This window comes from Desulfovibrio sp. Huiquan2017, assembly GCF_017351175.1.
Taxonomy (GTDB): Bacteria; Desulfobacterota; Desulfovibrionia; order Desulfovibrionales; family Desulfovibrionaceae; genus Pseudodesulfovibrio.
Genome location: NZ_JAFMPN010000012.1, coordinates 59,775 through 85,914, shown reverse-complemented (window position 1 = coordinate 85,914; position 26,140 = coordinate 59,775). Strand labels below are relative to the sequence as shown.

The 26,140-nt window shown below is 63.7% G+C and carries 23 protein-coding genes; 19 read left to right on the top strand and 4 right to left on the bottom strand.

The features are described 5' to 3' along the window. Positions 1-26 precede the first annotated feature (26 nt). Both metK and J0909_RS11710 read left to right on the top strand, forming a co-directional pair. Positions 27-1,196, top strand: coding sequence for a methionine adenosyltransferase (metK, locus tag J0909_RS11715; RefSeq protein ID WP_207263064.1), 1,170 nt, complete (start codon positions 27-29; stop codon positions 1,194-1,196). Positions 1,197-1,493: 297 nt separating this feature from the next. Further along, complete coding sequence (locus J0909_RS11710) at positions 1,494-3,122, top strand: glutamate synthase-related protein (RefSeq protein ID WP_207263062.1); 1,629 nt, start codon at positions 1,494-1,496, stop codon at positions 3,120-3,122. A 118-nt stretch (positions 3,123-3,240) separates the two neighbouring features. On the opposite strand, the gene J0909_RS11705 is transcribed toward J0909_RS11710, so the two are convergent. The 3 genes from J0909_RS11705 to J0909_RS11695 form a co-directional block, all read right to left on the bottom strand. After that, the gene (locus tag J0909_RS11705; RefSeq protein ID WP_353616759.1) at positions 3,241-4,473 is read right to left on the bottom strand and encodes an EAL domain-containing protein; all 1,233 of its coding nucleotides are present in this window, start codon (positions 4,471-4,473) and stop codon (positions 3,241-3,243) included. A 127-nt stretch (positions 4,474-4,600) separates the two neighbouring features. Further along, positions 4,601-4,933, bottom strand: coding sequence for a P-II family nitrogen regulator (locus J0909_RS11700; RefSeq protein WP_207263058.1), 333 nt, complete (start codon positions 4,931-4,933; stop codon positions 4,601-4,603). A 48-nt stretch (positions 4,934-4,981) separates the two neighbouring features. Then, complete coding sequence (locus J0909_RS11695) at positions 4,982-6,340, bottom strand: ammonium transporter (RefSeq protein ID WP_207263056.1); 1,359 nt, start codon at positions 6,338-6,340, stop codon at positions 4,982-4,984. A gap of 555 nt (positions 6,341-6,895) precedes the next feature. Between J0909_RS11695 and J0909_RS11690 the strand changes: the two genes are divergently transcribed. From J0909_RS11690 to J0909_RS11620, 15 genes are all read left to right on the top strand, one after another. Beyond that, positions 6,896-7,693, top strand: coding sequence for a 2-amino-3,7-dideoxy-D-threo-hept-6-ulosonate synthase (locus J0909_RS11690; protein ID WP_207263054.1), 798 nt, complete (start codon positions 6,896-6,898; stop codon positions 7,691-7,693). Between the two features lie 10 nt (positions 7,694-7,703). Next, a complete protein-coding gene (locus J0909_RS11685) occupies positions 7,704-8,687 on the top strand; it encodes a 3-dehydroquinate synthase II family protein (RefSeq protein ID WP_207263052.1) in 984 nt (327 codons plus the stop codon). 207 nt (positions 8,688-8,894) lie between these two features. Continuing rightward, the gene (gene pheA / locus J0909_RS11680) at positions 8,895-10,001 is read left to right on the top strand and encodes a prephenate dehydratase (RefSeq protein ID WP_207263050.1); all 1,107 of its coding nucleotides are present in this window, start codon (positions 8,895-8,897) and stop codon (positions 9,999-10,001) included. Further along, entirely contained in the window at positions 9,998-11,338 is a 1,341-nt protein-coding gene (gene aroA, locus J0909_RS11675) for a 3-phosphoshikimate 1-carboxyvinyltransferase (protein WP_207263048.1), read from the top strand. Before pheA ends, aroA begins: the two co-directional genes overlap by 4 nt. A 23-nt stretch (positions 11,339-11,361) precedes the next feature. Beyond that, positions 11,362-12,132, top strand: a complete 771-nt coding sequence (locus J0909_RS11670) for a prephenate dehydrogenase/arogenate dehydrogenase family protein (protein WP_207263046.1) — start codon at positions 11,362-11,364, stop codon at positions 12,130-12,132. A gap of 248 nt (positions 12,133-12,380) precedes the next feature. Beyond that, the gene (locus J0909_RS11665; protein WP_207263044.1) at positions 12,381-13,838 is read left to right on the top strand and encodes an anthranilate synthase component I family protein; all 1,458 of its coding nucleotides are present in this window, start codon (positions 12,381-12,383) and stop codon (positions 13,836-13,838) included. After that, complete coding sequence (locus J0909_RS11660) at positions 13,819-14,391, top strand: anthranilate synthase component II (protein WP_207263042.1); 573 nt, start codon at positions 13,819-13,821, stop codon at positions 14,389-14,391. The genes J0909_RS11665 and J0909_RS11660 overlap by 20 nt, the downstream gene beginning before the upstream one ends. Before the next feature lie 6 nt (positions 14,392-14,397). Continuing rightward, the gene (trpD, locus tag J0909_RS11655; protein ID WP_207263040.1) at positions 14,398-15,405 is read left to right on the top strand and encodes an anthranilate phosphoribosyltransferase; all 1,008 of its coding nucleotides are present in this window, start codon (positions 14,398-14,400) and stop codon (positions 15,403-15,405) included. After that, positions 15,395-16,165 (top strand): indole-3-glycerol phosphate synthase TrpC, encoded by a 771-nt coding sequence (locus J0909_RS11650; RefSeq protein ID WP_207263038.1) that lies wholly within the window; start codon positions 15,395-15,397, stop codon positions 16,163-16,165. Before trpD ends, J0909_RS11650 begins: the two co-directional genes overlap by 11 nt. Then, entirely contained in the window at positions 16,166-16,792 is a 627-nt protein-coding gene (locus tag J0909_RS11645; RefSeq protein ID WP_207263036.1) for a phosphoribosylanthranilate isomerase, read from the top strand. A gap of 9 nt (positions 16,793-16,801) precedes the next feature. Beyond that, on the top strand, positions 16,802-17,965 hold the full coding sequence (gene trpB, locus J0909_RS11640; RefSeq protein ID WP_207263034.1) for a tryptophan synthase subunit beta: 1,164 nt from the start codon (positions 16,802-16,804) through the stop codon (positions 17,963-17,965). A gap of 9 nt (positions 17,966-17,974) precedes the next feature. Then, positions 17,975-18,829, top strand: coding sequence for a tryptophan synthase subunit alpha (gene trpA / locus J0909_RS11635; protein WP_286181967.1), 855 nt, complete (start codon positions 17,975-17,977; stop codon positions 18,827-18,829). A gap of 170 nt (positions 18,830-18,999) precedes the next feature. Continuing rightward, positions 19,000-19,593, top strand: a complete 594-nt coding sequence (locus J0909_RS11630; protein WP_207263033.1) for a class I SAM-dependent methyltransferase — start codon at positions 19,000-19,002, stop codon at positions 19,591-19,593. Positions 19,594-19,668: 75 nt separating this feature from the next. Beyond that, on the top strand, positions 19,669-21,252 hold the full coding sequence (locus tag J0909_RS11625; RefSeq protein ID WP_286181966.1) for an ArnT family glycosyltransferase: 1,584 nt from the start codon (positions 19,669-19,671) through the stop codon (positions 21,250-21,252). 225 nt (positions 21,253-21,477) lie between these two features. Beyond that, entirely contained in the window at positions 21,478-22,275 is a 798-nt protein-coding gene (locus J0909_RS11620) for a BON domain-containing protein (protein ID WP_207263031.1), read from the top strand. A 102-nt stretch (positions 22,276-22,377) separates the two neighbouring features. Here the strand turns inward: J0909_RS11620 and J0909_RS11615 are convergent, their stop codons facing one another. Beyond that, the gene (locus tag J0909_RS11615) at positions 22,378-23,160 is read right to left on the bottom strand and encodes a prepilin peptidase (protein ID WP_207263029.1); all 783 of its coding nucleotides are present in this window, start codon (positions 23,158-23,160) and stop codon (positions 22,378-22,380) included. 132 nt (positions 23,161-23,292) lie between these two features. Here J0909_RS11615 and J0909_RS11610 point away from each other — a divergent pair, with 132 nt between their 5' ends. Both J0909_RS11610 and J0909_RS11605 read left to right on the top strand, forming a co-directional pair. Next, positions 23,293-24,582: a phenylacetate--CoA ligase family protein gene (locus J0909_RS11610; protein WP_207263027.1), complete on the top strand. Its 1,290-nt coding sequence runs from the start codon at positions 23,293-23,295 to the stop codon at positions 24,580-24,582. A gap of 13 nt (positions 24,583-24,595) precedes the next feature. Then, a complete protein-coding gene (locus tag J0909_RS11605) occupies positions 24,596-26,140 on the top strand; it encodes a sialidase family protein (RefSeq protein WP_207263025.1) in 1,545 nt (514 codons plus the stop codon).

Sequence of the window (26,140 nt, the reverse complement as noted above, 5' to 3'; positions counted from 1 at the left end):
CAAGTAGCACCCCCAAGGAGGACCCGATGCAGATTGAAGGCAAATACCTGTTCACTTCCGAATCCGTGACCGAAGGCCACCCGGACAAGGTCGCCGACCAAATTTCCGACGCCATCCTGGACGCCATTATCGGCCAGGACCCGAATGCCCGCGTGGCCTGCGAAACTCTGGTCACCACCGGCATGGCCTTCATCGCCGGCGAGATTTCCACCACCGCCTTCGCCGACTTCCCCGAGATCGTCCGCGGGACCATCAAGAGCATCGGCTACAACAGCTCCGACACCATGGGCTTCGACTGGCAGACCTGCGCGGTCATCTCGTCCATCGACAAGCAATCCCCGGACATTGCCCAAGGCGTGGACCGGACAAAGCCCGAGGAGCAGGGGGCGGGCGACCAGGGCATGATGTTCGGCTTCGCCACCAACGAGACCCCCACGCTCATGCCCACCCCCATCTACTACGCCCACAAGCTGTCCCGCCGCCTGACCTACGTGCGCAAGGAAGGCATCCTCGATTTCCTGCGCCCGGACGGCAAGACCCAGGTCTGCGTGGAGTTCGACAACGGCAAGCCCGTGCGCATCGATAACGTGGTCGTTTCTTCCCAGCACGACGAGCATATCGCCTATGCGGACCTCAAACACGCCATCCTCGATGAAGTGATCATGAAGTCCCTGCCCGAGGAACTCATCGACGACAAGCTGAAGACCTACATCAACCCCACCGGCCGGTTCGTCATCGGCGGCCCGGTCGGCGACTGCGGCCTGACCGGCCGCAAGATCATCAACGATACCTACGGCGGTGCGGGCGCCCACGGCGGCGGCGCCTTCTCCGGCAAGGACCCCTCCAAGGTGGACCGCTCCGGCGCATACATGGCCCGCTACGTAGCCAAAAACGTGGTCGCCGCAGGCCTGGCCGACATCTGCGAAGTCCAGATAGCCTACGCCATCGGCGTGGCCCAGCCCGTGTCCGTGGTTGTCAGCGCGCGCGGCACCGGCCAGGTGTCCGACCAGCAGTTGACCAAGGCCGTGACCGAGGTCTTCGACCTGCGCCCCTACTTCATCCAGGAGCGCCTCAACCTGCGCCGCCCCATCTTCCAGAAAACCACCAACTACGGCCACTTCGGCCGCGAGCTGCCCGAGTTCACCTGGGAAGCCACCGACGCCGTGGACGATCTGCGCACCGCCTGCAAGATCTAGCTTCCGCGCGCAACACGCACGACACAGGGGGGTGGAAGCAACGGCTTCCGCCCCCCTTCTCTTTTCTCCGCCGGGCCCGCCCGGGAGCGCCGACGGGCGCCCCCCGGCACGGCGCACGACCATTCCACCGATAAGACGTTTTCCGTCCGCGAAGCATTCAAATACTATTTTGTAGCACAATAGTTTTCAAAAATGGCATTTGATAATGACTTCCACGCAACCTTCTGCTACACAATTCCACCTTTGTTGTACTTCGTTCGTTTTCAAACCATTTTCATGCTTCCCCTTGGAGATCAAATGAGTATCTATCCCAAAAGCAACGACGTCATAGGCAGCACCAACCGGGGCAACGCCATCGAATCCGGTCTCTGCACCCTGTGCCGGGCGGATTGTCAGGGCAAATGTGAAACCTGGCTCTCCTCCCTGCGCGGCCGCGAAATCCTCTACCCCCGCGATTTCGGCATGGTCACGGCAGGCAGCGGCAACACCTGTCATGTAGGCGTGTCCTACAACTCCCTCAGGATCCAGGGGCAGAACTACGGAGCGACCGGAGCCGCCGACCCGGATGCGGACCTCCTCTTCACCGACGTCAGCCTGGAAAGCTCCTTCGGAGCCCGGGAAATCACCAAGTGTAAGGTACCCTTCATGACCGGCGCGCTCGGCTCCACCTTCATTGCGGCCAAGTACTGGGACGCCTTCGCCGTGGGCTGCGCCTTGGTGGGCGCCCCCATCGTGGTCGGCGAGAACGTCGTCGGTGTGGACCGGGACGCCGAATTCCGCAACGGCCGCGTCCAAAGCGCCCCGGAGCTGGAACGGCGCATCGACACGTACATGCGCTATTATGACGGCTACGGCGCGATCATCGTCCAGCTCAACGTGGAGGATACCCGCAACGGCGTGGCCGAATACGTGGCCGAGAAATACGGCGACAAGGTCATCATCGAACTCAAGTGGGGCCAGGGGGCAAAAGACATCGGCGGGGAAATCGAAGTCTCCAGCATCGAATACGCCCAGTTCCTGAAGAAGCGCGGCTATCTCGTGGACCCCGATCCCGACAAGGAAGAAGTTAAGGAGGGCTACGCGCGCGGGGCGATCAAGCATTTCGCCCGCCACAGCCGGCTCGGCTACACCGATCTCGGGTCCTACGAGCAGGTCCGCGAGAATTTCATGGACTCGGTCAAGTACCTGCGCAAGCTCGGCTTCAAACGTATCTCCCTGAAGACCGGCTCCTACGGCATGGAGGCCCTGGCCATGGCCATCAAGTTCGCCTCGGAGGCGGAACTCGACCTGCTGACCATGGACGGCTCCGGCGGCGGTACCGGCATGAGCCCCTGGAACATGATGGAAAGCTGGGGCGTACCCTCCATCCTGCTCCACGCCAAGGCCCACGAGTACGCCTCCCGACTGGCCGCACGCGGCCACCGCGTGGTGGACATGTCCTTCGCGGGCGGTTTCGCCAAGGGCAGCAACATCTTCAAGGCCCTCTCCCTGGGCGCTCCCTACGTCAAGATGATCTGCATGGGGCGCGCCATGATGATCCCCGGCTTCCTGGGCGCGAACATCGAGGGCGCGCTCTTCCCCGAACGCCGGGGAACCGTCCATGGCAACTGGGACAAGCTCCCCGCCACGGTGACCAAATACGGCACCTCCGCCGAGGAAATCTTCTCCTGTTACCAGGATGTGGAAAAGCGCGTCGGCGCGAACGAGATGAAGGACATCCCCCTCGGCGCGGTGGGCATCTGGAGCCTGGTGGACAAGCTGTCCGCAGGCCTGCAACAGCTCATGTGCGGCGCGCGCAAGTTCCGGATTCAGGACATCGGACGCGAGGACATCGCTTCGGGCAACCGCGAAACCGAGCGGGAGACCGGAATCAGGTTCATCACCGACATCATGGATGAAACCGCCAAGCGGATTCTGGACATGTAGCGCGGGAACAACCGCACCCGGCCTCCGGGCGCACTCCCTCCCCTTCGACGATAAACCGCCCGATCCGACATGCTGCCGGATCGGGCGGTTCCCTTTGGAGCGACGCGGCCATTCGACCCTATCGGGGGCCTCCCTCTCCGGCCCGTGACATGTCAACGCACAGAATGCGATGACGGCCGCTGCTCTTGTGGTAAAAAACGTGGGAGATGGTGATGCACAGATTGCCCGAGGCGAGCGAAATGTACGGCCGGGTGGTGAATTTCTCCAGCCCGGCCTGGATAGGCAGAAAATATTCCTTGAGCGAATGGTCCGCACCCACGCTGGCGGGCTCGTACAGGAAACGCTTGCAGGTCTTGAGCCGGGACGGGTCGCAAACCGTGTCGGAAATCTGGTTGCCGCGCATGTCCAGGACGTAGAGACATTCCACGCCGTCGTAGTTTTCGACGAAATTGGACAATACCTGGCCCATGTCCTTGATCAAGGTCTCGGACAGCGTCTGGCACATGGTCAGCACGATCAGGTCGTAGCTCGAATACAGCCGCTTGTCGTCGGCGATCTGCTGGGTGCGGTTCTCCCGGTGCCGCTCGGCCAGGGCGTCCACTTTGGAGGCCATGCCGGGCACGGCGTCGAGCCCCGGCGCGGGCCGGGCGAAATAGAATCCCTGAAATACATCCACCCCGTTGCCGAGCAGACACATGGCTTCCTCGGCGGTCTCCACGCCCTCGGCCAGGACCAGGCAGCCGAGGCGGTTGGACATCTGGACGAAACTGCGGACCACCTCCAGCTTGTGGAAATGCCGGTCCACACCGCTTATGAGCGTGCGGTCCAGCTTGATGACATCCGGTTTGAGCAGGGGGATGCGGTCGAGATTGGAGAACCCGGCCCCCACGGCGTCCAACGCGATGAGGAAACCGTTGTCGCGGTAGAACCCGACGAAATCCATGAGGGCGGCCATGTCTTCGCACTGGGACTCGATGATCTCAATGATCACGTTGCTCGGACTGATGCCGCACCGGGCGACCAGGTTGAGGATGTGGCAGGAGCCGCGCGTTTCTTCGTTGATGCAGGCGGCGTCGATGTTCATGGAAAGCATCAGGCTCTTGTCCCGTCTGTGCAGAGCGGCGAAGGATTCCGCCGCATTTGTTCGGCAGGCCCGGTCCAGGGCGAGCCGGGATGCCTTGTCCCGGGCCTGCGCGAACAGCAGGGTTGGAGGTATGATTTCTCCGCTTTGGGGGTCGAATCCCCTGCTCAACGCCTCCAGTCCGACGACCGCCTTTCTCTTCAGGGAGACCTGGGGCTGGAAGTGCGTGATCAGGGAACGGTTTTCAATGATCTTTCGTATGTCGGGCACTGCGGTCAACACTGAAATACCTTGCCTGTCGGCCGTTACGTTTATCAACCCACGTGCCCGGATTTGCGTAAGGCCGGGGCGACGCTCCGTGCGCCGCCCCGGCGCCTATATGCAGTCGCAATCCATACTAGAGGATGCCGTCCTCACCGGTCCTGATGCGCAGGGCCTTGGTCAGTTCGGTGACGAAGATCACGCCGTCGCCTTCGGTACCGGTCTGGCCGGAGGACAGGATGGCATCGATGGCCTTCTGCTCGAAGTCGTCGTTGACGCCAATTTCCAAACGGACCTTCTTGAGCAGATTCACTTCCATCTGCACGCCGCGGTAGGTCTCGGTGAATCCCTTCTGGCGGCCCGAGCCCAGGATGTTGGTCACGGACAGGGAGTAGATCTCCTTGGCGTAAAGGGCCTGCTTCACGTCGTTGAGCTTTTCGGGCCTGATGTATGCTATGATGAGCTTCATTGTATATTCTCCTTAAAATGATCTCTGGTTACGCTTCGACAGCTTCGCCTACTCGTTGCTGAAGAGCTGGAAGCCATTGTAGGACTCGGAACCGTGCTCGGCGATGTCCAGCCCCTTGAGTTCCTCGTCCTTGGTCACGCGGAGGCCGAAGACAGCCTTGACGATGTTCATGAGGATGAAGCCGCAACCGAAGGCCCAGACGAAGAAGGTGCCCACGCCGATCAACTGCACGCCGAGCTGACTCATGCCGCCGCCGAAGAACAACCCGCCGTCGGTATTGAACAGGCCGCAGGCGATGGTCCCCCAGGCTCCGCAAACGCCGTGGACCGAGGCAGCGCCGACCGGATCGTCGATCTTCAGGACCTTGTCGATGAATTCAATGGACAAGACGACCAGCACGCCGGCAACCAGACCGATGATGATGGAAGGACCGGGCGTGACGGTGGCGCAGGGCGCGGTGATGCCGACCAGGCCGGCCAGGGCGCCGTTCATGGACATGGAGATGTCAGGCTTGCCGAACCGGAACCAGGCGAAAGCCATTGCACCCAGGGTACCGGCGCAGGCGGCCAGGGAAGTGTTCATGGCGATCAGGCCGATGGTGTCGTCGGCGGTGGTGGTGGAGCCGGGGTTGAATCCGAACCAGCCGAACCAGAGGATGAAGACACCCAGACCGGCCAGCGGGATATTGTGACCCGGAATGGCGCGCGCCTTGCCGTCCTCGGAGTACTTGCCGATGCGCGGGCCGAGCACCAAGGCTCCGGCCAAGGCGATCCAGCCGCCCACGGAGTGGACCACGGAGGAGCCGGCGAAGTCGCAGAAGCCCAGGGCTTCCAGCCAGCCAGAGCCGTCATCGCCCAGCCACAGGGAACCCCAGGCCCAGTGACCGGAGATGGGGTAGATCAGGCCGGAGATAACGATGGAAACGGCGATGTAGCTGCCGAACTTGGTGCGCTCGGCCATGCCGCCGGAGACGATGGTGGCGGCGGTGGCGGCGAACACGGACTGGAAGAACCAGAAGGTGTAGGTCCACATCATGTCGCCTTCGGCCACGCCGGACAGGGCGAAGCCGGAGGTGCCGAAAAACCCGCCCGCGTCCAGACCGAACATGACGCCGAATCCGAACAGGAAGAAGACGATGGAACCGGCGGCGAAGTCCAGGAAGTTCTTCATCATGATGTTGCCGGCGGACTTGGCGCGAGTGAAGCCGCACTCGACGCAGGCGAAACCGGCCTGCATGATCATGACCAGACAGGCGGCGATCAACGTCCACAGAATGTTGGCGTTGGACTGGGTGAGGACCTCCACTTCCTGGGCGTGGGCGAGGGTGGGGGCCAGAACTGCCGCCAAAGCGGCCGCGCCGATGGCGAGCCTCTTGGAAACATGGGTCGGGGACTTTCTCGAAAACATTGCAGTACTCCTCTTTGAATGGAATGCGTTTCTAACCTGCCCTCCTCCTATCAAGACCCGTGCCAAATTCGTTTTCTATTGCTATTCACGTAAAAACGCCAATTCTCGCCTCGGTATACCACCTCTATTTTTTCATTTTTGTTATAAAGTACATTTTTGCAGGGTAAAAATTGCACCAAAATTGTCAACATGTAAAAAAATGTAAAAACCACGAAAAATGACCGCCGGTCGCTTGCTAAACGGGCAATATCCGCTATCTTCTTGGAATTGTAACAAAATTTTTTATTGACAGACAGACCGCAACCGTGTAGCTCTAATTGCCATGAACACCACCACCATCCCCACCGCATACTTTTCCAACTTTTATTTTTGGTATTGGTTTAGCCATGCTCGCGGGCTTGGAAGAGGTGCTGTGTAACCTGTTGGTGGATCACACAAGCAAACAAGAACTTCTTCAAGGGCCGCGGGCGAAAGCCGGCGGCCCCTTGTTTTTTTTCATCGGCCGCCACCCCGCCACCGGCTCCTTGGGACAAACAATCGCAAAGGAGAGACATCATGCACATCGGTAAAGCCATCCGGTTGGAGCGCATCTTCAACCGCAACACCGGCCGGACCATCATCGTCCCCATGGATCACGGCGTGACCGTAGGCCCCATTGACGGGCTGGTGGACATGCGCGAGGCCGTAGGTAAGGTCGTGGAGGGCGGCGCCAACGCCGTCATCGAACACAAGGGGCTGGTCCGCTGCGGACACCGCGCCCAGGGCAAGGACATCGGGCTCATCGTCCATCTGTCCGCCTCCACTTCCCTGTCCCCCTTCCCCAACGCGAAATCCCTGGTAGCCTCGGTGGAGGACGCCATCCGGCTGGGCGCGGACGCCGTGTCCATCCACTGCAACCTCGGCGACGAGACCGAATCCGCCATGTTGAGCGATTTCGGCAAAATGTCCTCCGATGCCGCCAATTGGGGCATTCCGCTCCTGGCCATGGTCTACGCGCGCGGCCCCAAGGTGAAAAACGAATACGCTCCCGAGATCGTGGCCCACTGCGCCCGGGTCGGCACCGAACTCGGCGCGGACGTGGTCAAGGTCAACTACACCGGCGACAAAAAAACCTTCGCTCATGTATGCGACGCATGCTGCATCCCCGTAGTCATCGCGGGCGGGCCCAAACTTGACAGCACCGAGGCATTCCTTCAGATGGTTCATGATTCCCTGGAAGCGGGCGGCGCGGGCCTGTCCGTGGGCCGCAACGTCTTCCAGCACGAGAATCCCACCCGCCTGGTGGAGGCCCTGAACATGATCGTCCACGGCGACGAGTCCGTCGAGGCCGCCCTCAACCACCTCAACGCATAGCGAAGCCGCCATGAAAAAAGTCATCTTCAAATCCGTGCCTTTCGACAAGACCCTGATCACCTTGGCCCTGGAATCCGGCGTGGACGCCGTCATGGTCGAGAAAGACCGCGTCGAGGCCGTCAAGGCGCTCGGCCGGGTCGCGGTCGTCACCCCCGAGGACATGCCCGTGGTCGAACTGACCGAAAAGGCCGACGAGGACGTCGCGGTCAAGGGGATCAAGGCGGGCAAGAACGTGGTCCTCAAAAAGGGATGGGAAATCATCCCGGTGGAGAACATCCTGGCCCAGGTGGACAGCCTGGCCCTGGAATGCGAATCCCTGGACCGCGCCCTGCTGGCAGCGGGTATCCTGGAGCGCGGCTGCGACACCATCGTGGTCCTGCCCGAGGGAGCCGCCGACCTCAAGCGGATCGTCGCCGAACTCAAACTCTCCCAGGGAACCATGGAACTTTCCACCGCCACCGTCACCGCCATCGAACCCACCGGCCTGGGCCACCGCGTCTGCGTGGACACCATCTCCATGTTGAAAAAGGGCCAGGGCATGCTCATCGGCAACTCCAGCGCCTTCTCCTTCCTGGTTCACGCCGAGACCGAATCCAACCCCTATGTGGCCGCACGCCCCTTCCGCATCAACGCGGGCGCGGTCCATGCCTATGCCCAGATGCCCGGCGACAAGACCACGTATCTCGAAGAACTGGCCGCAGGCACCGATGTGCTCATCGTCGGCGCAGACGGCTCCACTTCGCTGGCCACCGTGGGACGCGTCAAGGTCGAAGTCCGGCCCATGCTGCTCATCTCCGCCGAAGTCGAGACCGAGAGCGGCATCAAGACAGGCCAGGTTTTCCTGCAAAACGCCGAAACCATCCGCGTGGTCTCCGACAAGGGCGAGCCAGTGTCCGTGGTCACTCTCAAGGTCGGCGACCGGATCCTCGTGCGCACCGACCAGGCCGGACGCCACTTCGGCATGCGCCTCCAGGAGGAGATCAAGGAGGGATGACGCCCGGGGCTCCCTTTCTCTCCGCCCCGCGCATTCGGGTTCCGCTTGGAGCGGGGGTTGAGAAAAAACGCATGATGAAGCATGACATTGTAAACATGAGTGAAAATCACCGCGTTCGCACGGCCCCGACCAAGGCGCGACAACACATTTAGGGGACCGGGGCTCGCAAAGACGCGCCCGGCCGCCGGAGGCGAACCTGGAGACAATATGGCTGACGACAATAAGAACCAGAATGTAATCCCCGATCTCGGGGAACTGCGCAATTCCATCGACGTCCTGGACAAGAAGATCGTGGACCTGCTCAACCAGCGGGCCGAGTTGTCCCTGAGCGTGGGCCGGTACAAGGCGGCCAAGGGCGAAGCCATCTACAAGCCCTTCCGTGAGCAGGAGGTCATGGACAAGATCGCCGACTCCTCGCCCGGCCCGCTGCCGGACAAGCACCTGCGAACCATCTACCGCGAGATCATGAGTTCGTCGCGCCATTTGCAGCGGCCCGAGCGGGTGGTCTATCTCGGCCCCGAAGGCACCTTTTCCTATTTCGCGGCCATCGAACACATGGGGTCGTCCGCCTCGCTGACACCCAAAGGGAATTTCGAGGAAATCTTCCGGGCCGTGGCCGAGGAAGGGGCCGAATTGGGTGTCATCCCGCTGGAAAACTCCATCGAGGGCACCGTGGGCCAGGTGGTGGACCTGTTCATGAGATACAAGGTATACATCCAGGCCGAGGTCTTCAGCCGCATCAGCCATTGCCTCATCTCCCGCGCCGACAAGGTGGAGGACGTGGAGGTCATCTATTCGCACCCGCAACCGCTGGGCCAGTGCCGCGAGTGGCTGCACGCCCATCTGCGGGACGTGCCGACCATCCCCATGGAATCCACGGCCGAGGCCGCCGAAGTGGTGGCGGGCAAGAAGGCCGCCGCCGTCATCGGGCACCGCAAGCTGGCGGACATGCACGGCATGAACGTGCTGGCCGAATCCATCGAGGACTTGCCGGACAACTGGACCCGCTTCGTGATCATCGGAGCGGCCCCCTCCCAGGAGGACCGGCGCGACAAGACCTCCATCTTGTTCACCACGCCCAACCGGCCGGGGGCCCTGGCCCGGGTGCTGACCACCCTGGCCCACCAGGGCATCAACGTGACCAAGCTCGAATCCCGTCCCTTCCGGGGCGAGAAATGGAAATACGTCTTTTTCGCCGACCTGGCCTGCGACCTGGGCGGCGGCCGGTACGAGGACGTGCTGGAAGACATCCGCCAACAATGCCTTACGCTGCGAGTGCTCGGCACCTACCCCACCCAGGAGGAACTGCAATGACCAAAGACCCGATCATCATCCACGCACCGGCCAGCAAGTCCCTGTCCCACCGCACCCTGATCGCGGCCGCCCTGGCCAAGGGGGTGTCCGAGATATCCTCGGTCCTCGACTCCGACGACATCACTCGCACCCGGGACTGCCTGACCGCCTGCGGCGCGTCCTTTGAGGAGCGAAACGGCAGGCTCACGGTCACGGGCATGGAAGACGGGCCCAGGGGCGGCAACGCGGACGGCAAGCACAAGGACGAGGCCCCGCATGAGCTGTTCATGCACGAATCCGGGACCACATGCAGGCTGATGACTGCCGTGGCCGCTGCGGGCAAGGGCTCTTTCCGGGTCCACGGCGCGGCGCGCATGCACGAACGCCCCATGGCCGAACTGACCACCGCCCTGGCCGCGCTTGGCGCGAAGTTCGATTTCGAGAACAAGGCGGGCTTCCTGCCCTTCGTCATGACCGCCAACGGCTACAAAAAGAAAAGCGTGGAGATCTCCCTGGAGGAGAGCAGCCAATATCTGTCCGGCCTGCTTCTGGGTGCCCCCATGGCCGACCACGAGACAACCGTCTCGGTGACCGGCAAAAAGGCCGTGTCCTGGCCCTATGTGGCCCTGACCCTGCGCATCATGGAGGACTTCAAAGCGGGATTCGTCGTGGAGATCCGCGAGGGAAACACCTGGAAGGAAGTCCCGTGGCGCTCGATCAAAAATGTGACCCCGGGCAAAGTCCGGTTCATTGTCAAGCCCACCGGCTACGAGAACACCGGGTACCAGGTCGAGGGCGACTGGTCCAACGCCAGCTATTTCCTGGCCGCCGGGGCCGTGGGCACGCGGCCGGTGCTCCTCAAGGGATTGGCCGCCGATTCCCTCCAGGGCGACCGGGCGATCCTGGACATTCTCAGCCAGATGGGGGCGTCCATCAAGGTCAACTTCGACGGTATCCTGGTGGAGCCGGGCCCGCTGCGCGGCATCAGCGTGGACATGGGCCGCTGCCCGGACCTGGTGCCCACCGTGGCCGCCGTGGCCGCCTTCGCTTCCACGCCCACGACCATCGGCAACGTGGCCCATCTGCGCCTCAAGGAAACGGACAGGCTGGCCGCCTGCGCCACCGAAGTGGCCCGCACCGGGTGCGGCACCGAAGCCACCGACGATTCGCTGATCGTCCGGCCCGCCCCGCTGCCGCGTGGCCGCGAGGTGGACTTCAAGGCCTACAACGACCACCGCATGGCCATGTCCCTGTCCCTGTTCGAATTGGCCGGAATCACGGTCAACCTTGACAATCCGGCATGCGTCAACAAATCATTCCCGGGCTTCTTCGAGGAATGGAAAAAGATCGTCGGCTGACCCCCAGCGACGCGGAAAGAACCATGGCAACGGCAATTCACCATATCACCATCGTGGGTGCGGGCGGGCAGATGGGCGGCCGCTTCTCGGCGGACTTCACCGGGCTCGGGCTGTCCGTCTCCGGCTTGGACCGGCATTCCTCGGACGAAGAGGTGCGCGCAGCCCTCGACGGCTGCGACCTGCTCCTGCTCTGCGTGCCGGTCACGGCCATGAACGCCGTGCTCGAACGCATGGCGCCCCATCTGACGGAACCGACCATATTGTGCGACGTGGGCTCGGTGAAGGTCATGCCGGTCAAGGCCATGGTCAACCGCTACCAAGGCCCGGTGGTGGGCACCCACCCCCTCTTCGGCCCGATCGTCCCCGAGGGCTTCGAGCCACGCGTGGCGGTCATGCCCGCCCGCGACCGGGATGCGGACGCGGCGGCCCGGGTCGGCGACCTGTTCACCCGCTGCGGCTATGGCTGCTTCGCCTCCACGCCCGAGGAACACGACCGGGCCATGGCCTACGTCCAGGGGCTGAACTACACCTCCACCGTGGCCTTTCTGGCCGCCGCCCGCGATGTGGAGGGCATCCAAAACTTCGTCACCCCGTCCTTCCGGCGCAGGCTCGACGCGGCCTCCAAAATGCTCACGCAGGATATGGAACTGTTCGAGATCATCTCCGAGGCCAATCCGTTCCTGCAGGAAGTCAACCGCAAGTTCATGTCCTATCTCAGCTTGGCCGCCGGCGGCGATCTCGACCTGTTGGCCGACCGGGCCCAGTGGTGGTGGCGCAACGAAAAGTCTTGTTGATGGGGTGCGGCGTTTCGCCCGGCACACGATTACACCCGTAACCGAAGCCGCACCCCTACCCGGGATGCGGCTTCGTTTTTTTCAAGGAGAACACAGATGAACGGTACGTGAAAGCGGTCCGAGAACCGCAAGAAGATCAAGGGATGGCAGGTCATACCCCGGCCATATAATTAAAGTTCAATTGTAACGACATGCGCCGTTGCGCGCGAGGCCGACGCTTCGCGGGTCCCGGCCGCAAAGGATGAATCATGCAAAAAATCACGCTCACGCAGCACGGCAAATGGTTGCCTGCCGACGTGCAAACCACCATCTCCCTGTACATGGGCCTGGTGGGCGACCAACCCGGCATTCTTCTCGAATCCGCCGAAGTGGACGGTCGGCTTGGACGCTACTCACTCATCGCCTTCGATTACCGGCTCATGCTCCACCCCGTGGACGGCAAGCTGGTGGTGGTGGTCAACGACGACCGCCTGCAGGCACTCAAGGCCTTGGAGGGCATGGACTACCTCGCGGGCCTCAAGAAAATTCTCAAGGCGCTCTCCATTGAGCAGAAAACCCAGGGCGGCAATCCGCGCGACAGCCTCCCAGGCCTGACGCGCGGCCTGTACGGCTATTTCGGCTACGGCGTGGCGGGCATGCTCGAACGCAAGCTGGCCGACGTCTGCAAGCCGGAGGACGCCGAAGCCTGTCTGGTCCTGCCCGGCCAAATGGTCCTCTTTGACCATCTGCGCCACTCCTGCTGTTACCTCTCCCTCGACGAAGGAGCCGCCCCCAAGCCCGCTCCCGTTCAATGGAGCACGGACCTGAACGCCCCCGAAGCGGGCGTTCCCACGGTGTACCCCGATAAGCGAATGCACCGGGCCATGGTGGAACGCTGCAAGGAACTGATCGCCGAAGGCGAATGCATCCAGGTGGTTCCGTCCATCCGGTTCTCGGTGCCCCTGGCCGACGAACCCTTCAAGATCTACCGCAGGCTGCGCCAGGCCAACCCCTCCCCCTTCCTGTTCTACATGAAATTCCCGGACCTCCCGTCCATGGGCAAGTCCCGCAACACCATCCTGCTCGGCTCCTCTCCGGAGATGATGGCCCGCAGCTCGGCCGGGCACCTGGAAGTCCGCCCCATAGCGGGCACCCGGTGGCGCGGCGAGACCGAGGAGGAAGACAACCGGCTGGAAGCGGACCTGCTGGCCGATCCCAAGGAGCGGGCCGAACACGTCATGCTCGTGGACCTGGGCCGCAACGACTTGGGCCGCATCTCCAAGCCCGGCTCCGTGACCGTGGAGAAATTCATGAATGTGGAACGGTTCTCCCACGTCATGCACCTGACCTCCTACGTCCAGGGCGAACTCAAGGAGGGCCTGGATGCCATCGACGTGCTCCAGGCGACCTTCCCGGCGGGCACCCTGTCCGGCGCGCCCAAGATCCGGGCCATGGAGATCATCGCCGACCTGGAACCCCAGGAGCGCGGCCCTTACGGCGGCTGCATAGGCTGGCTCGGCGTGGACGACGGCGTGGTTTCGCTCGACACCGGCATCACTATCCGCTCCCTGTGGATCCGCGACGGCAAGTGCTACTGGCAGGCCGGTGGCGGCATCGTGTACGACTCCGACCCGGAAGCCGAATGGAACGAATGCAACAACAAGGCCCGGGTGATCCTCGAAGTCATCACAGGCAAGGGAGGCACCGATGTTTTTGCTGATCGATAATTTCGACTCCTTCACCTTCAATCTGGTGCAGGCCTTCCAGCAGCTTGGAGCCGATCCCGTGGTCATCCGCAACGACCGCGAGCAAGTCCTGGAGCTGGCCGCAAGCGGCGAACTCGAACGGGTCTGCCTGTCTCCCGGTCCGAGCAACCCGCAAAACGCGGGGTTCTGCCTGGAATTCCTGGCCCGGCTGCCCAAACAGACCCCGGTGCTCGGCGTCTGCTTGGGCCACCAGACCCTGGGGCACTTCGCGGGCGCGCCCGTGGAACGCGCGGGGCGGATCATGCACGGCAAGACTTCCGAGGTCTTTCATGAGGGACAGGGCGTGTTCGCCGGACTGCCCTCGCCGTTCACGGTCTGCCGCTACCATTCCCTCATCGTCCCGGCCGAAAAGGCCGCCGACAAGATCGAGGTCACGGCCCGCACCGATCAGGGCGAGGTCATGGGGCTGCAATACCGGGACCGTCCCTGGCACGGCGTGCAGTTCCATCCGGAATCCATCCTCACCCCCGAAGGCCCCAAACTCCTTGCCAACTTCTTGAATATAAAAGGATAACATATCATGACCATAGCAGAAATCCTTGAAATCCTGGCCCAGAAACGTCCCCTGAGCGACGACCAGGCGGACTTCATGTTCGAAGAACTCATGACCGGCAACCTGACCGAGGCCCAGGTCGGGGCCTTTCTCATGGGGCTGCGCGCCAAGGGCGAGGACTCCACGGACCTGGCCGCGGGTGTGCGCGCCTGCCTGGCCCACGCCCGGACCATCCCCGGCATCCAGGCCACCCCGGACCACCCCATCTTCGACACCGTGGGTACCGGCGGCGACGGTCAGCACTCCTTCAACAACTCCACGGCGGTTTCCTTGTTCCTGGCGGACATGGGCTACACCGTGGCCAAACACGGCAACCGCGCCCTGTCCTCCTCCTGCGGGTCGGCCGACGCCCTGGAAGGATTGGGCATCCCGCTGGAGCAAACTCCGGAAGAGGCCAAGGCCGGGCTCGAAAAATACAACTTCGCCTTCCTGTTCGCCCCCGCCTACCACCCGGCCTTCAAGTTCATCATGCCCGTGCGCAAACAGCTCGGCATCCGCACCCTGTTCAACTTCATGGGCCCGCTGCTCAATCCGGTACGGCCATCCCACCAGCTCATCGGCGTGGGCGACCCGGAACGGCTCTTCCTCATGGGCGAGACCCTGCTGCTGACCGGCGTCAAACGCGCCCTTATCTTCGCGGGCGCGGGCGGCTTCGACGAACTGACCACCTGGGGCGTGAACAGAGGCTACATCATCGACGACGGCCGCATGGACAAGGCCGTGGTCAACCCGTCCGCCCTCGGCTTCCCGCGCTATGCCCCGGAAGATGTGCGCGTCACCGGCAAGGAGGACGCCGTGGACAAGCTCCGGCTGATCCTGGCGGGCAAGGGCCCCGAGGCCATGATGGACATGGTGGCCCTCAATCTGGCAGGTTGCCTCAATCTCCTGGACAAGGGGACCATGGCCGAGTGCGCCGACATCGCCCGGGACGTGGTCCACGCCGGACTGACAAAAGGAATACCCTATGTTGAATAAATTCCGTGAAGCGAAACGGCTCGAAATCGAGTCGTTGCACAAGGACTTCGCGGCCGGGCGCATCCCGGCCGCCTACCGGGGCGAGCGCCCCTCCTTCGTCGAGGCCGTCCGGGCCAAGGGACCCGGCGCGATCATCGCCGAGTTCAAGCCCGCCAGCCCGAGCAAGGGCGTACTGCGCGAAAACCTCAATCCGCTCGACTATGCCGAAGCCTATGCGCAAAACGGGGCCGCGGCCATTTCCGTGCTGACCGAACACAAGTACTTCAAGGGCACCCCGGACTTCCTGTTCATGATGAACGAGCCCGGCCTGCCGCTTTTGCGTAAGGACTTCATCTTCGATCCGCTCCAGGTGGCCATGACGGCCTCCAGCCCGGCCTCGGCCGTGCTGCTCATCGCCCGCATGTGCGACGACGCGACCCATCTCAGGCAGCTCATCGACATCGCCCGCATGCCCGGCCTGGCCCCGGTGGTCGAGATCTTCGACCAGGCGGACCTGGACCGGGCCCGCGAGGCCGGTGCGGATATCATCCAGGTCAACAACCGCGACCTGGACACCTTGACCACCACCCTCGACCAGGGCCGCCGCTTCATCAAGCAGAAGCGCGACGGCGAACTGTGGATCTGCGCCAGCGGCGTGTCCACCCGCGCCCAGGTCGAGGAAATGGCCGGACTCGGCTTCGACGCCATCCTCATCGGCACGTCCCTGATGGAGGCCGAAGACCCCGGCGCCAAGCTCGCCGAGCTGACGGGAGCGAAATAAATGGCGCGCCCCCTGGTCAAGGTCTGCGGCATGACCCGCATGGAGGATGTCCAACTCTGCGTCGATCTCGGCGTGGATCTCATCGGCTTCATCTTCCATCCCGGCAGCCCGCGCAACGCGGCCCCGGATTTCGTGGCTGCGGTCAAAACCGGCAAGGTCTCCAAGGTCGGCGTGTTCGTCAACCAGACCGCCGACGAAGTCATCGAAATCATGGGCCGCTGCGGGCTGCACGCGGCCCAACTGCACGGCGGCCAGGACGTGGACTTCTGCTGGAAGATCGGACCGGACCGGGTCATCCGGACCTTCTGGCCCGACACCTATCCCTCGCCCGGAGCCCTGGTGCGCGACCTGGAGCGCTACGCCGAGGTCTGCGGACACTTTCTCCTGGACGCGGGCGCAAAAGGCCAGGGCGGCACCGGCAATTCGATTGATATCGACATTCTGCAAGATATTGAAATACAAACACCTTGGTTCCTTGCAGGCGGACTCGGCCCAGACAGTGTCAGGCGCGCCCTGACGGCTGGCCCCTCCGGCCTGGACTTCAACTCCGGCGTGGAAAGCGCGCCGGGCATCAAGGACGAGACCAAGCTGCGGGAAGTCCTCCGGATTCTCGCGGAAATGGAATAAGGAATCACCATGAAAAAAGGATACTTCGGCGATTTCGGCGGGCAGTTCATCCCCGAACTGCTCATGCCGCCGCTCATTGAGCTCGAAGAGGCCATGCGGACCATCCTCCCCTCCGAGGCGTTCCAAAGCCGCTTCACCGACATGCTCAAGGAAAACGTGGGCCGTCCGTCGGCCATCACCTACTGTCCGAACCTGTCCAAGGATCTCGGCCTGGATCTCTGGCTCAAGCGCGAGGACCTGAACCATTCGGGCGCGCACAAGATCAACAACACCCTGGGCCAGGGATTGCTGGCCAAGATGATGGGCAAGGAAGTCCTCCTGGCCGAGACCGGCGCGGGCATGCACGGCGTGGCCACCGCCGTGGCCGCCGCCATGCTCGACATGAAGGCGGTCATCTACATGGGGGCCACCGACGTGGTCCGCCAGGCACCCAATGTGGGCCGCATGCGCCTCATGGGCGCGGACATCATCGCCGTGGAATCGGGCACCAAGACCCTCAAGGACGCCATCAACGCGGCCCTCAGGCGCTGGATCGCGGACCAGGAGACCACCCATTACTGTTTCGGCACCGCCGCCGGACCGCACCCCTTCCCCACCCTGGTGCGCGAGTTCCAACAGATCATCTCGAAAGAGGCGCGGGCCCAGTTCATGGAGCGCAACCGGGGCGAGTTGCCCGACGTGGTCGTGGCCTGCGTGGGCGGCGGCTCCAACGCCATCGGCATGTTCCACCACTTCATCCCGGACGAATCCGTGAAGATCGTGGGTGTTGAGGCCGCGGGCACCGGCGAGCCGGGCTGTTACAGCTCCGCGCCCATCGACCACGGCACCGAGGGCGTGCTGCACGGCATGAAGACCAAGCTGCTCCAGACCCCGGACGGCCAGATCGAGCCGTCGCACTCCGTGGCCCCGGGCCTGGACTACCCCGGCGTGGGCCCGGAGCACGCCCATCTCGACGCCATCGGCCGCGTGGACTACACGACCATCAATGACGCCCAGGCCATCAACGCCTTCAAGGTCCTGTCCCGGCGCGAAGGCATCATCCCGGCCCTGGAATCCTCCCACGCCGTGGCCTACGCCATCGAGAACAAGGACGCCCTCCAAGGCAAGTCCGTGCTCGTCTGCCTGTCCGGGCGCGGCGACAAGGACCTCGGCATCCTCGACCGGATACTCTAGGAGATCATCATGAATCCCATGCAAATACGAATCGAAGAGGCCCACCGGAAAGGCAAGGTCGGTCTCATTCCCTTCCTGCCCGCGGGCTTCCCCGACCGTGAGCGGTTCTGGAAGGAACTGGCGGAACTCGACGCGGCGGGCGCGTCGGTCATCGAGATCGGCATGCCCTTCTCCGACCCCGTGGCCGATGGCCCGGTGGTGGAAAAGGCGTCCCTGCAATGTCTGGCGGACAACATCAACTTGACCTGGATCCTGACGGAACTCAAAAAGCGCAAGGGACAATTCAAGGCCGCCCTGCTGCTCATGGGCTACCTCAACCCGGTCTACCAGTATGGGCTGGACAAATTCGGCGCGGACTGCGAGGCCGCCGGAGTGTCCGGCCTGATCATCGCGGACATGCCCCACGAGGAATCACAGTTCGTCAAGGACGCCATCGCCCCCCACGGCGTGGCCCTGGTCCCCCTGATCGGCCTGAATACCACCAAGGAGCGCATGCGCCTCTACGCCGACGGCGCGCAGGGGTTCTGCTACTTCGTGTCCGTGCTCGGCACCACCGGCCAGCGTGACGCCCTGCCCGCGCGCATCAAAGAAAAGCTGGCCGAGGCCAAGGAGGTCTTCGATATCCCCGTGGCCCTCGGCTTCGGCATCAAGCATCCCGACCAGCTCAAGGAATTCGAGGGGCTCCTGGACGCCGCCGTGTTCGGCTCCGCCCTCATCAGCCACATCGAATCCGGCAAAACCANGCATCCCGACCAGCTCAAGGAATTCGAGGGGCTCCTGGACGCCGCCGTGTTCGGCTCCGCCCTCATCAGCCACATCGAATCCGGCAAAACCAGCGACTCCTTCATGGAGCCCTGGAAGTAGCGCCTACGGCGGCCGGGGGAAGGGGAGAGGGAAACCCTTTGAAAAGGGTTGTCCCTCTCTCCTTCCCCCGGACCCCCATCCCCTCTCCTTTCCTAAACTTTTTATCGCCGCTTCGCGGGGTATGCGCCCGGTCGATTGACGGGGTGGCCGAGTGTTGTTACGTTTTCAGAATGAGTAGCACCGAGATGCCGCAAACGGACGATGCGCCCCGCAAGGGGTATGGGCCGACCAGTTTCTGGCTGCAGGAACCGGGACCGGTCTTCGCGCACCTGGACCTCAAGCCGGGCCAGGTCTTTCTGGACGCCGGGTGCGGGGCCGGGGAATACTCCCTGTACGCCGCGCGCCTGCTTGGCGAGACCGGCCAGGTCATCGCCGTGGACAACATCGCCCTGTCCACCGACGCCCTCAACGGACTGCCCGCCCGGCCCGGCGAGGCCCCGATCACCGCCTTCGCCGCCGACATCACCGCCGCCCTGCCCATCGACCCGCACTCCGTGGACGTCGTCTTCCTGTCCACCGTGCTGCACATCAAAAAGGTCCGCGACCGCGCTCCCGAAATGTTCCGCGAGTTCCACCGCGTTCTGCGCCCGGGCGGCACCCTGGCCGTGCTCGAATGCAAAAAGGTCGAGGCGAACTTCGGCCCGCCCCTGCACTCCCGCCTGGCCGAAAGCGACGTCCGCGCCCTGGTCGAACCCCATGGCTTCCGCCATGCGAACACCCTCGACACGGGCCACGCCAACCTCATCCGCTTCGAGGCGACCTAGCCGAAAACGTCTTCCGCGCCCCCGGAAAGCCCCGACCTTGCCACGCACGGCCGAATAATATACTTGATGCGCGTCATGACCATGCCCCGCGACACGTATACCCCCCGACTGGACTTGGTAGCCCTTTTCATCATCCTGGCGTCTTTCGCCGTGCGCTACTGGTTTGTGGCCTCGGGCCAGTTGAACCTGGTGCAGGACGAAGCGCAATATTGGGATTGGATCCGGCGGCCGCAGTTGTCCTATTATTCCAAGGGGCCGCTCATCGCCTGGAGCATCAGCCTGTGGACCTGGATTTTCGGGAACACCGAGCTGGGCGTGCGTTTCGGGTCCATCCTGGGCATGACCGGTATCCAGGCGGCCCTCTATCTCGGCGTGTCGCGCGTCTGGCGGGAATACAGGCTGGCCTTGTTCGTGCTCTTCACGGCCGCGACCATGCCCATGCTCAACGGCCTGGGCATCCTGGCCACCACGGACTGCCCCCTGATCCTCTGCTGGACCGTGGCCTTCTTCGCCTTGGCCTCGGCCACGCACAATGAGCCGGACCGGACCGTCTCCGACCGCCCCTTCGTCGTCCTCGGCATCTGCATGGCCGTGGGCATCCTGGCCAAGTACATGATGCTCACCTTCCTGGGACCGGCCCTGATCTACGCGGGCATCCTGCACTGCCGGGGCCAGTTGCCCAAACGGTTCTGGACGCGATTCCTCCTGGCCGCGCTCGCGGGTTCGGCCGTCGGGCTCACGCCCATCGTCATATGGAACATGGATAACGGCTGGGTGGCCTACAAGCACGTAGCCAAGCTGACTTCGGGCGTGGGCGGCAGCGACTGGCTGCCCGACCGCATCGGCCCGTTCTTCGAAATGCTCGGCGCGCAAATCGGCCTGATCTCGCCGTGGTGGTTCTGGTTCCTGATTGCCGCCACCCCGGCCGCCGTGCGCAAGGCCTGGGTCGGCCCGGTCGGCCGGTTCGATGCGAGCTACCGCCGCGACCTGCTGACCGTGCTTTTCTTCTGGCCCCTGTGGGTTTCCATCACCCTCAAGGCACTTTTCTCCAAGGTGGAGGCCAACTGGACCGCCGCCGCTTTCGCCACGGGCGCCATCCTGGCGGGCATGGCCTTCAAGGCGTGGTGGGACGCCCCCGGACGCAAGACGCGCGGCCGGGTGATCCTGACCGGCCTGGCCGCCATCCTGACCCTGGGCGTGTTCATCTCCCCGCTCCTGCCGCTGCCCGATTCCATGAACCCCACCCTCCGGCTCAAGGGATGGGCCGACCTGGGACGCAAGGTGGACGAAATCGTCCGCACGGAATTCGACGACCCGCAACGCGTCTTCGCCATGTCCGACAATTACGGCTTCACCTCGGAACTGTCCTTCTACCTCGAAGGACAGCCCATCACCTTCTGCACCTGGAGCGAAGACCGGCGCATGAACCAGTACGACCTGTGGCCCGTGCCGGGCTCGGACAAACTCGGCTGGGACGCGGTCATGATCCGCAAGCGGTTCCAAAAACACCCCGTGCCCGAGCTGAACAAGATGTTCACCTCCGTGAGCGAACCCATCTTCTACCAGTCCTCCTTCAAGGGCGGCCAGGGCCGCAAGTTCACCATCATCATCTGCAAGGGGTTCACCGGCTACTGGCCCCGCCACACCGGCAAGTTCTAGCCGCCTGAATCCACTTTTCCTGGATATCGCCGAGCCCAACCTCGGGGATTACTCCACATTTCGTAGACTACCGCTGTCCCCGGCGGGAACGGTCGTCACTGCGTATTCCCCGGCCTCCAAGGGCGCAGACGGAGCGCTCCCGGCCCAGGCTTCTCTGGCAGGATTCTTGCTGTTTATCCCCTATCAAAATGGAGCTGAACGCCAACTCATGGGGGAAACGGGCGAATGTCCAGACTCAAAGCGTTGATAGTGGCCCTTTTCATCTTCCCGCTGTCGGGCTGCGCCATGGTGCCATTCGGCATCGGGCTCATCCCCGGCGCGCCCGCCTATGTCTCGTCGATCATCGGCGGGGGGCAGTCCGCCTACGAAACCGCCATGGACGAGCGCAACACCGAACAGCAGATGCTCGATGCCATCGTGGCCGGTCACGCCCAGGCCGAGCTTTACAAGAACAAGGATATCCGGGCGGACCAGATCACCGCCCACTGTTATTTCGGCAAGCTCTACCTGGTGGGCGAATACGATTCCCAGGAACAACTCAAGACCATCTATGAATGCATGGACAAGGTTGACGGCAAGCGCGAGATCATCAGCCGGTTGTACCTGCGCGACGAAACCGGGGAGAGCGACTTCTTCGCCGACCAGGCCCGGTACGCCGCGCTGCGCACGCAGCTCGTGGCCGACCTCGACGTCACCAGCACGCCCGTGGAAGTCCAGATCGTCCAGGGCGACATCATTCTTTTGGGTGTCATCCGCGACAAGGCGGAACGCGACCGCATCGTGGCCCACGCCATGAGCATGGACGGGGTGAACCGGGTAATCTCCTATCTCTATCACCAGGAAAACGCCGGACCAGAGCCCCGGGTCATGACCGCCCAGCTCGCGCCCGAGCCGCCCAGGGACATCCCCCCGCCACCCAAGACCAGGCCCGCGCCCAAGAAAATCAGGCCCAAGGTCGAAAAACGGACCAAGCCGGAAACGCACCCGGTATTGGCCGTCACCAACCCCGATCGGGGCCGGTAACCCTCCCCAACCTCCAGGCGCAATCGGCGGCCCGTTGCACAGGACCGCCCGAACCGCCAGGGGCGGTCTTTTCCGTATGGAATCGAAAAAAAGACGGGGGGGCTAGAAGCGCCACCAATGCAGAATCTGCGGACCGTAGAGCAGGTAGAGCATGCAGCCGAGGCTGAGAAACGGGCCGTAGGGCACGCGGCCCCGGATGCCGCCCTTGCCGGGACGAATCATGTAATAGAGGGCCCCCAAGGCCCCGGTAAGACTGCCCACCAGGATGGTCGGGGGCAACCCGGCCAGGCCGGTCATGGCCCCGATCATGGCCATGAGCTTGACGTCGCCCGTGCCCAACCCCTCCCGCTTGCGCCACAGCCGGTAGAGTTGCTGCACCGCCCAGAACAGGCCCGCGCCCACGGCCGCGCCCAGGAAGGCGTCCTGCCAGGTGGGCCCGGTGCGGAGCACAAAGCTGGCCGCCAAGGCCATGGCCGTGCCGCCCAAGGTGATGCGGTCGGGCAGCAGGAAGGTCTCGAAGTCAATGAAACTGCCCGTGATGAGCATGATCCCGAGAACCAGATACACACCCCATTCCGGCGACAGGCCATAGGTGTAGGCCGAGGCCAGGGACCAGGCCAGGCAGGAGAGCTCCACCAGCATGTATTGCGGGCCGATGGGTTCGCCGCAGTGGCGGCAACGGCCCCGCAACAGGAGGAAGCTGATCAGCGGGATGGTGTCCCGCCAGCTCAGGCGCGCGTTGCACGCAGGGCATTTGGAGCCGCCCGGTTTGCAGATGGGCTCCTCGTCGATCCAGCGCTGGATGAAGATGGTGGCCAGGCCGCCGAGTTCGAGTCCGACCACGGCGGCGGCGAAATAGAAGGCCCAGATGGGGATGGTGTCCATATCGTCCTTGGGGCTTGAAGATTCGCGGCATTTGCTGCATGAATACCGCTGGCGCAACCATTCGGACGCTACCGGATTTCCCCTTCCGGCACAAGGATCGCGCCGCCGCACACGCATCACAGGGAGCCCCACATGGATCATCGTTTCATACCGCACTTGACCGAGGAAGAGATCGCCGACATCCAGCTCAAAGGTCTTAAATGGACCCTCGGCCACGTCTATGCCAACAGCCCGTTCTACCACGCCCGGCTGAAGGAAAAAGGCGTGGAGCCCGGCGACGTCAAATCCCTGGACGACCTGCGACGGCTCCCCTTCACCTCGGCCGAAGACCTCAAGGACGGCTACCCCATGCCGTTGTTGTCCGTGCCAGAGAAGGACGTGGTCCGCATCCACGGCTCCAGCGGAACCACGGGCAAACGCAAGATCCTGGCCTACACCCAGAACGACATCGACGTCTGGAAGGATATGTTCGCCCGCTGCTACGAAATGGCCGGGCTGACCGAGGAGGACCGGGTCCAGATCTGTGTGGGCTATGGATTGTGGACTGCGGGAGCGGGCTTCCAGCTCGGCTGCGAACGGTTCGGGGCCATGGCCCTGCCCGTGGGGCCGGGCCTGCTGGAAATCCAGCTTCAGATGCTCACCGACCTCAAGCCCACCTGCATATGCTCCACGGCCTCCATGGCCCTGCTCATGGGCGAGGAAGTTCAAAAGCAGGGCTTGGCCGACAAGATCCACCTGAAGAAAGCCATATTCGGGTCCGAGACCCATACCCCCAAGATGCGCCGCCAGTTCGAAGAGGCCCTGGGCCTTGAGGACAGCTACGACATCATCGGCATGACCGAGCTGTACGGCCCGGGCACCGGACTGGAATGCGACGCCCACGACGGCATCCACTACTGGGCGGACATGTTCATCACCGAGATCATCAACCCCGAGACCCTGGAGCCGGTGGCCCCCGGCGAGGTGGGCGAAATGGTCGTCACCTCCCTCAGGAAGGAGGCCTCGCCGCTCATCCGCTACCGCACCCACGACCTGACCCGTTTAATCCCCGGCCAATGCGCCTGCGGAGTGACCCTGCCGCGCGTGGACAAGATCCTGGGCCGGTCCGACGACATGTTCATCTTCCGGGGCGTGAACATCTACCCCGGGCAGATCGGCTCCGTGCTCGAACATTTCAAGGAGCTGTCCGCCGAGTACAAGATCTTCCTCAGCCGCAAGGACGGCCTGGACCACATGGCCGTGCATGTGGAGCGCGCCCCGGGCGAAACGGTCGGGTGCGACGACGACCTGGCCCGGGCCCTGGCCGACGAGATCCGCAAGAACATCCTGGTGCGCGGCGAAGTGTCCATCCTTGGCCCGGGCGAGCTGCCGCGCAGCTTCTCCAAGACCAGGCGGGTCGAAGACTCGCGCGCCGAAGAGTAACCGGGAGCCCCGCATGCCCAGTCTGTCGGCGCAATCGGACCGCCATGTGGTCATCGACCGCCGGGTGGACGAGTACCTCGCCTTTCCAGATGTGATCCGGGCTCATGACGGCACGCTGATCGCGGCTTACAACGAGGCGGACCGGCATGTGCGGCCCACCCGCCGCGTGCTGGTCGTCAAGACCTGCCGTGACAACGGCCGGACCTGGTCCGCGCCCGTGTACCCGGACTCCCCGCGCAGCCACAGCCCGCGCCTGAAATTGTTCCCGGACGGCGTCATCGTCCTGTCCGACAGCTCGCGCGTCTTCTTCGAAAGCCATGACCACGGGCGCACCTGGCGCCCCTTCGAGGCCGGGGGACTGGCCCACGACATGCTCGACCGCATCCTGGTCCGGGACGACGGGAGCTGGCTGACCGCCGGGCACCGGCACCTAGGCGGCGAGGAGCACCCGGCCATTCGCCAGCCGCCCTCCGAGCAGGTGGTCTACCGGTCCACGGACCGGGGGAGGACCTGGACGAGGTTGTCGGTCATGGCCGCCGAGCGCAATCTGGTCTTGTGCGAGGCCTCCATGACCCGGCTTCCCTCGGGACGCATCCTGGCTTTGCTACGCGAAAACAGCTTCGTATTCGAACCCATGTACCTGGTCCACAGCGACGACGGCGGAGCCACCTGGTCGCGCCCCGCCCCCACCGCACTCATGGGCCACCGCCCGACCATGGGGCTGCTCGACGACGAGCGACTGCTCGTCACCTACCGCAACACCGGCCCGGACGGGGGGACCTGCGCCTGGATGGGCTCGCCCGAAGAACTGGCCTCGGACTTCAAGGTCCATGGCCGGGCCGTCGATCCGGCCAACCCCGAGTTCACCGCCCAAGGCATGCGCGTGCGCAACGGCGCGGGCGGCGAATCCGTGGTCCGCTATGCCTTGCGGCCCATGACCGACCCGCGCTCCGCCGTCCTGACCCTGGAGGCCGAGCTCCGGGTGGACGAGGCCGGACCCAACGGCTGCGCCATCCGCGTGGGCTGCTGGTGGCGTCTGACCCCGGATCGCATGGTCCCGGACGCCGCCCCCGAACTGGCCGTCCCCCTGCGACGCGGCAGGTTCAACCGCTTGCGCTTCGAATACGCGGCGGGCGAAGTCGCGGTCTTCGTCAACGGAAAACGGCGGGCCGTGGTGGCGGTGGCCCCCGACCACGCCGAGACCCGGCCGGTCCTGTTCGGCGCGCCCTACCCCTTTGAGGACAACGCCGTGGACTGCACCTGGAAACGAATTTCCCTCAATGTCCTTGAACCTGCCTATGACCGGGTGTACGCTTGGAACTGGACCGCCAAAGACGGATTGCCGGACGCCTGGGTCCGGGAGCACATCCTGGAGCTGCGCAACGACCGCCACGCGGCGGCCCCGGATTTCGGCTATTCCGGCTGGACGCGGCTTGCCGACGGAAGTTTTTTCTGCGCCTACCATCACGGCGCGGCCCAAGAATCCGGCTACGAGCCGCTCATGACCGCCTTCGTGGCCGGAACCCGATTTTCCGCGAATGACTTCAAACGAGGATAA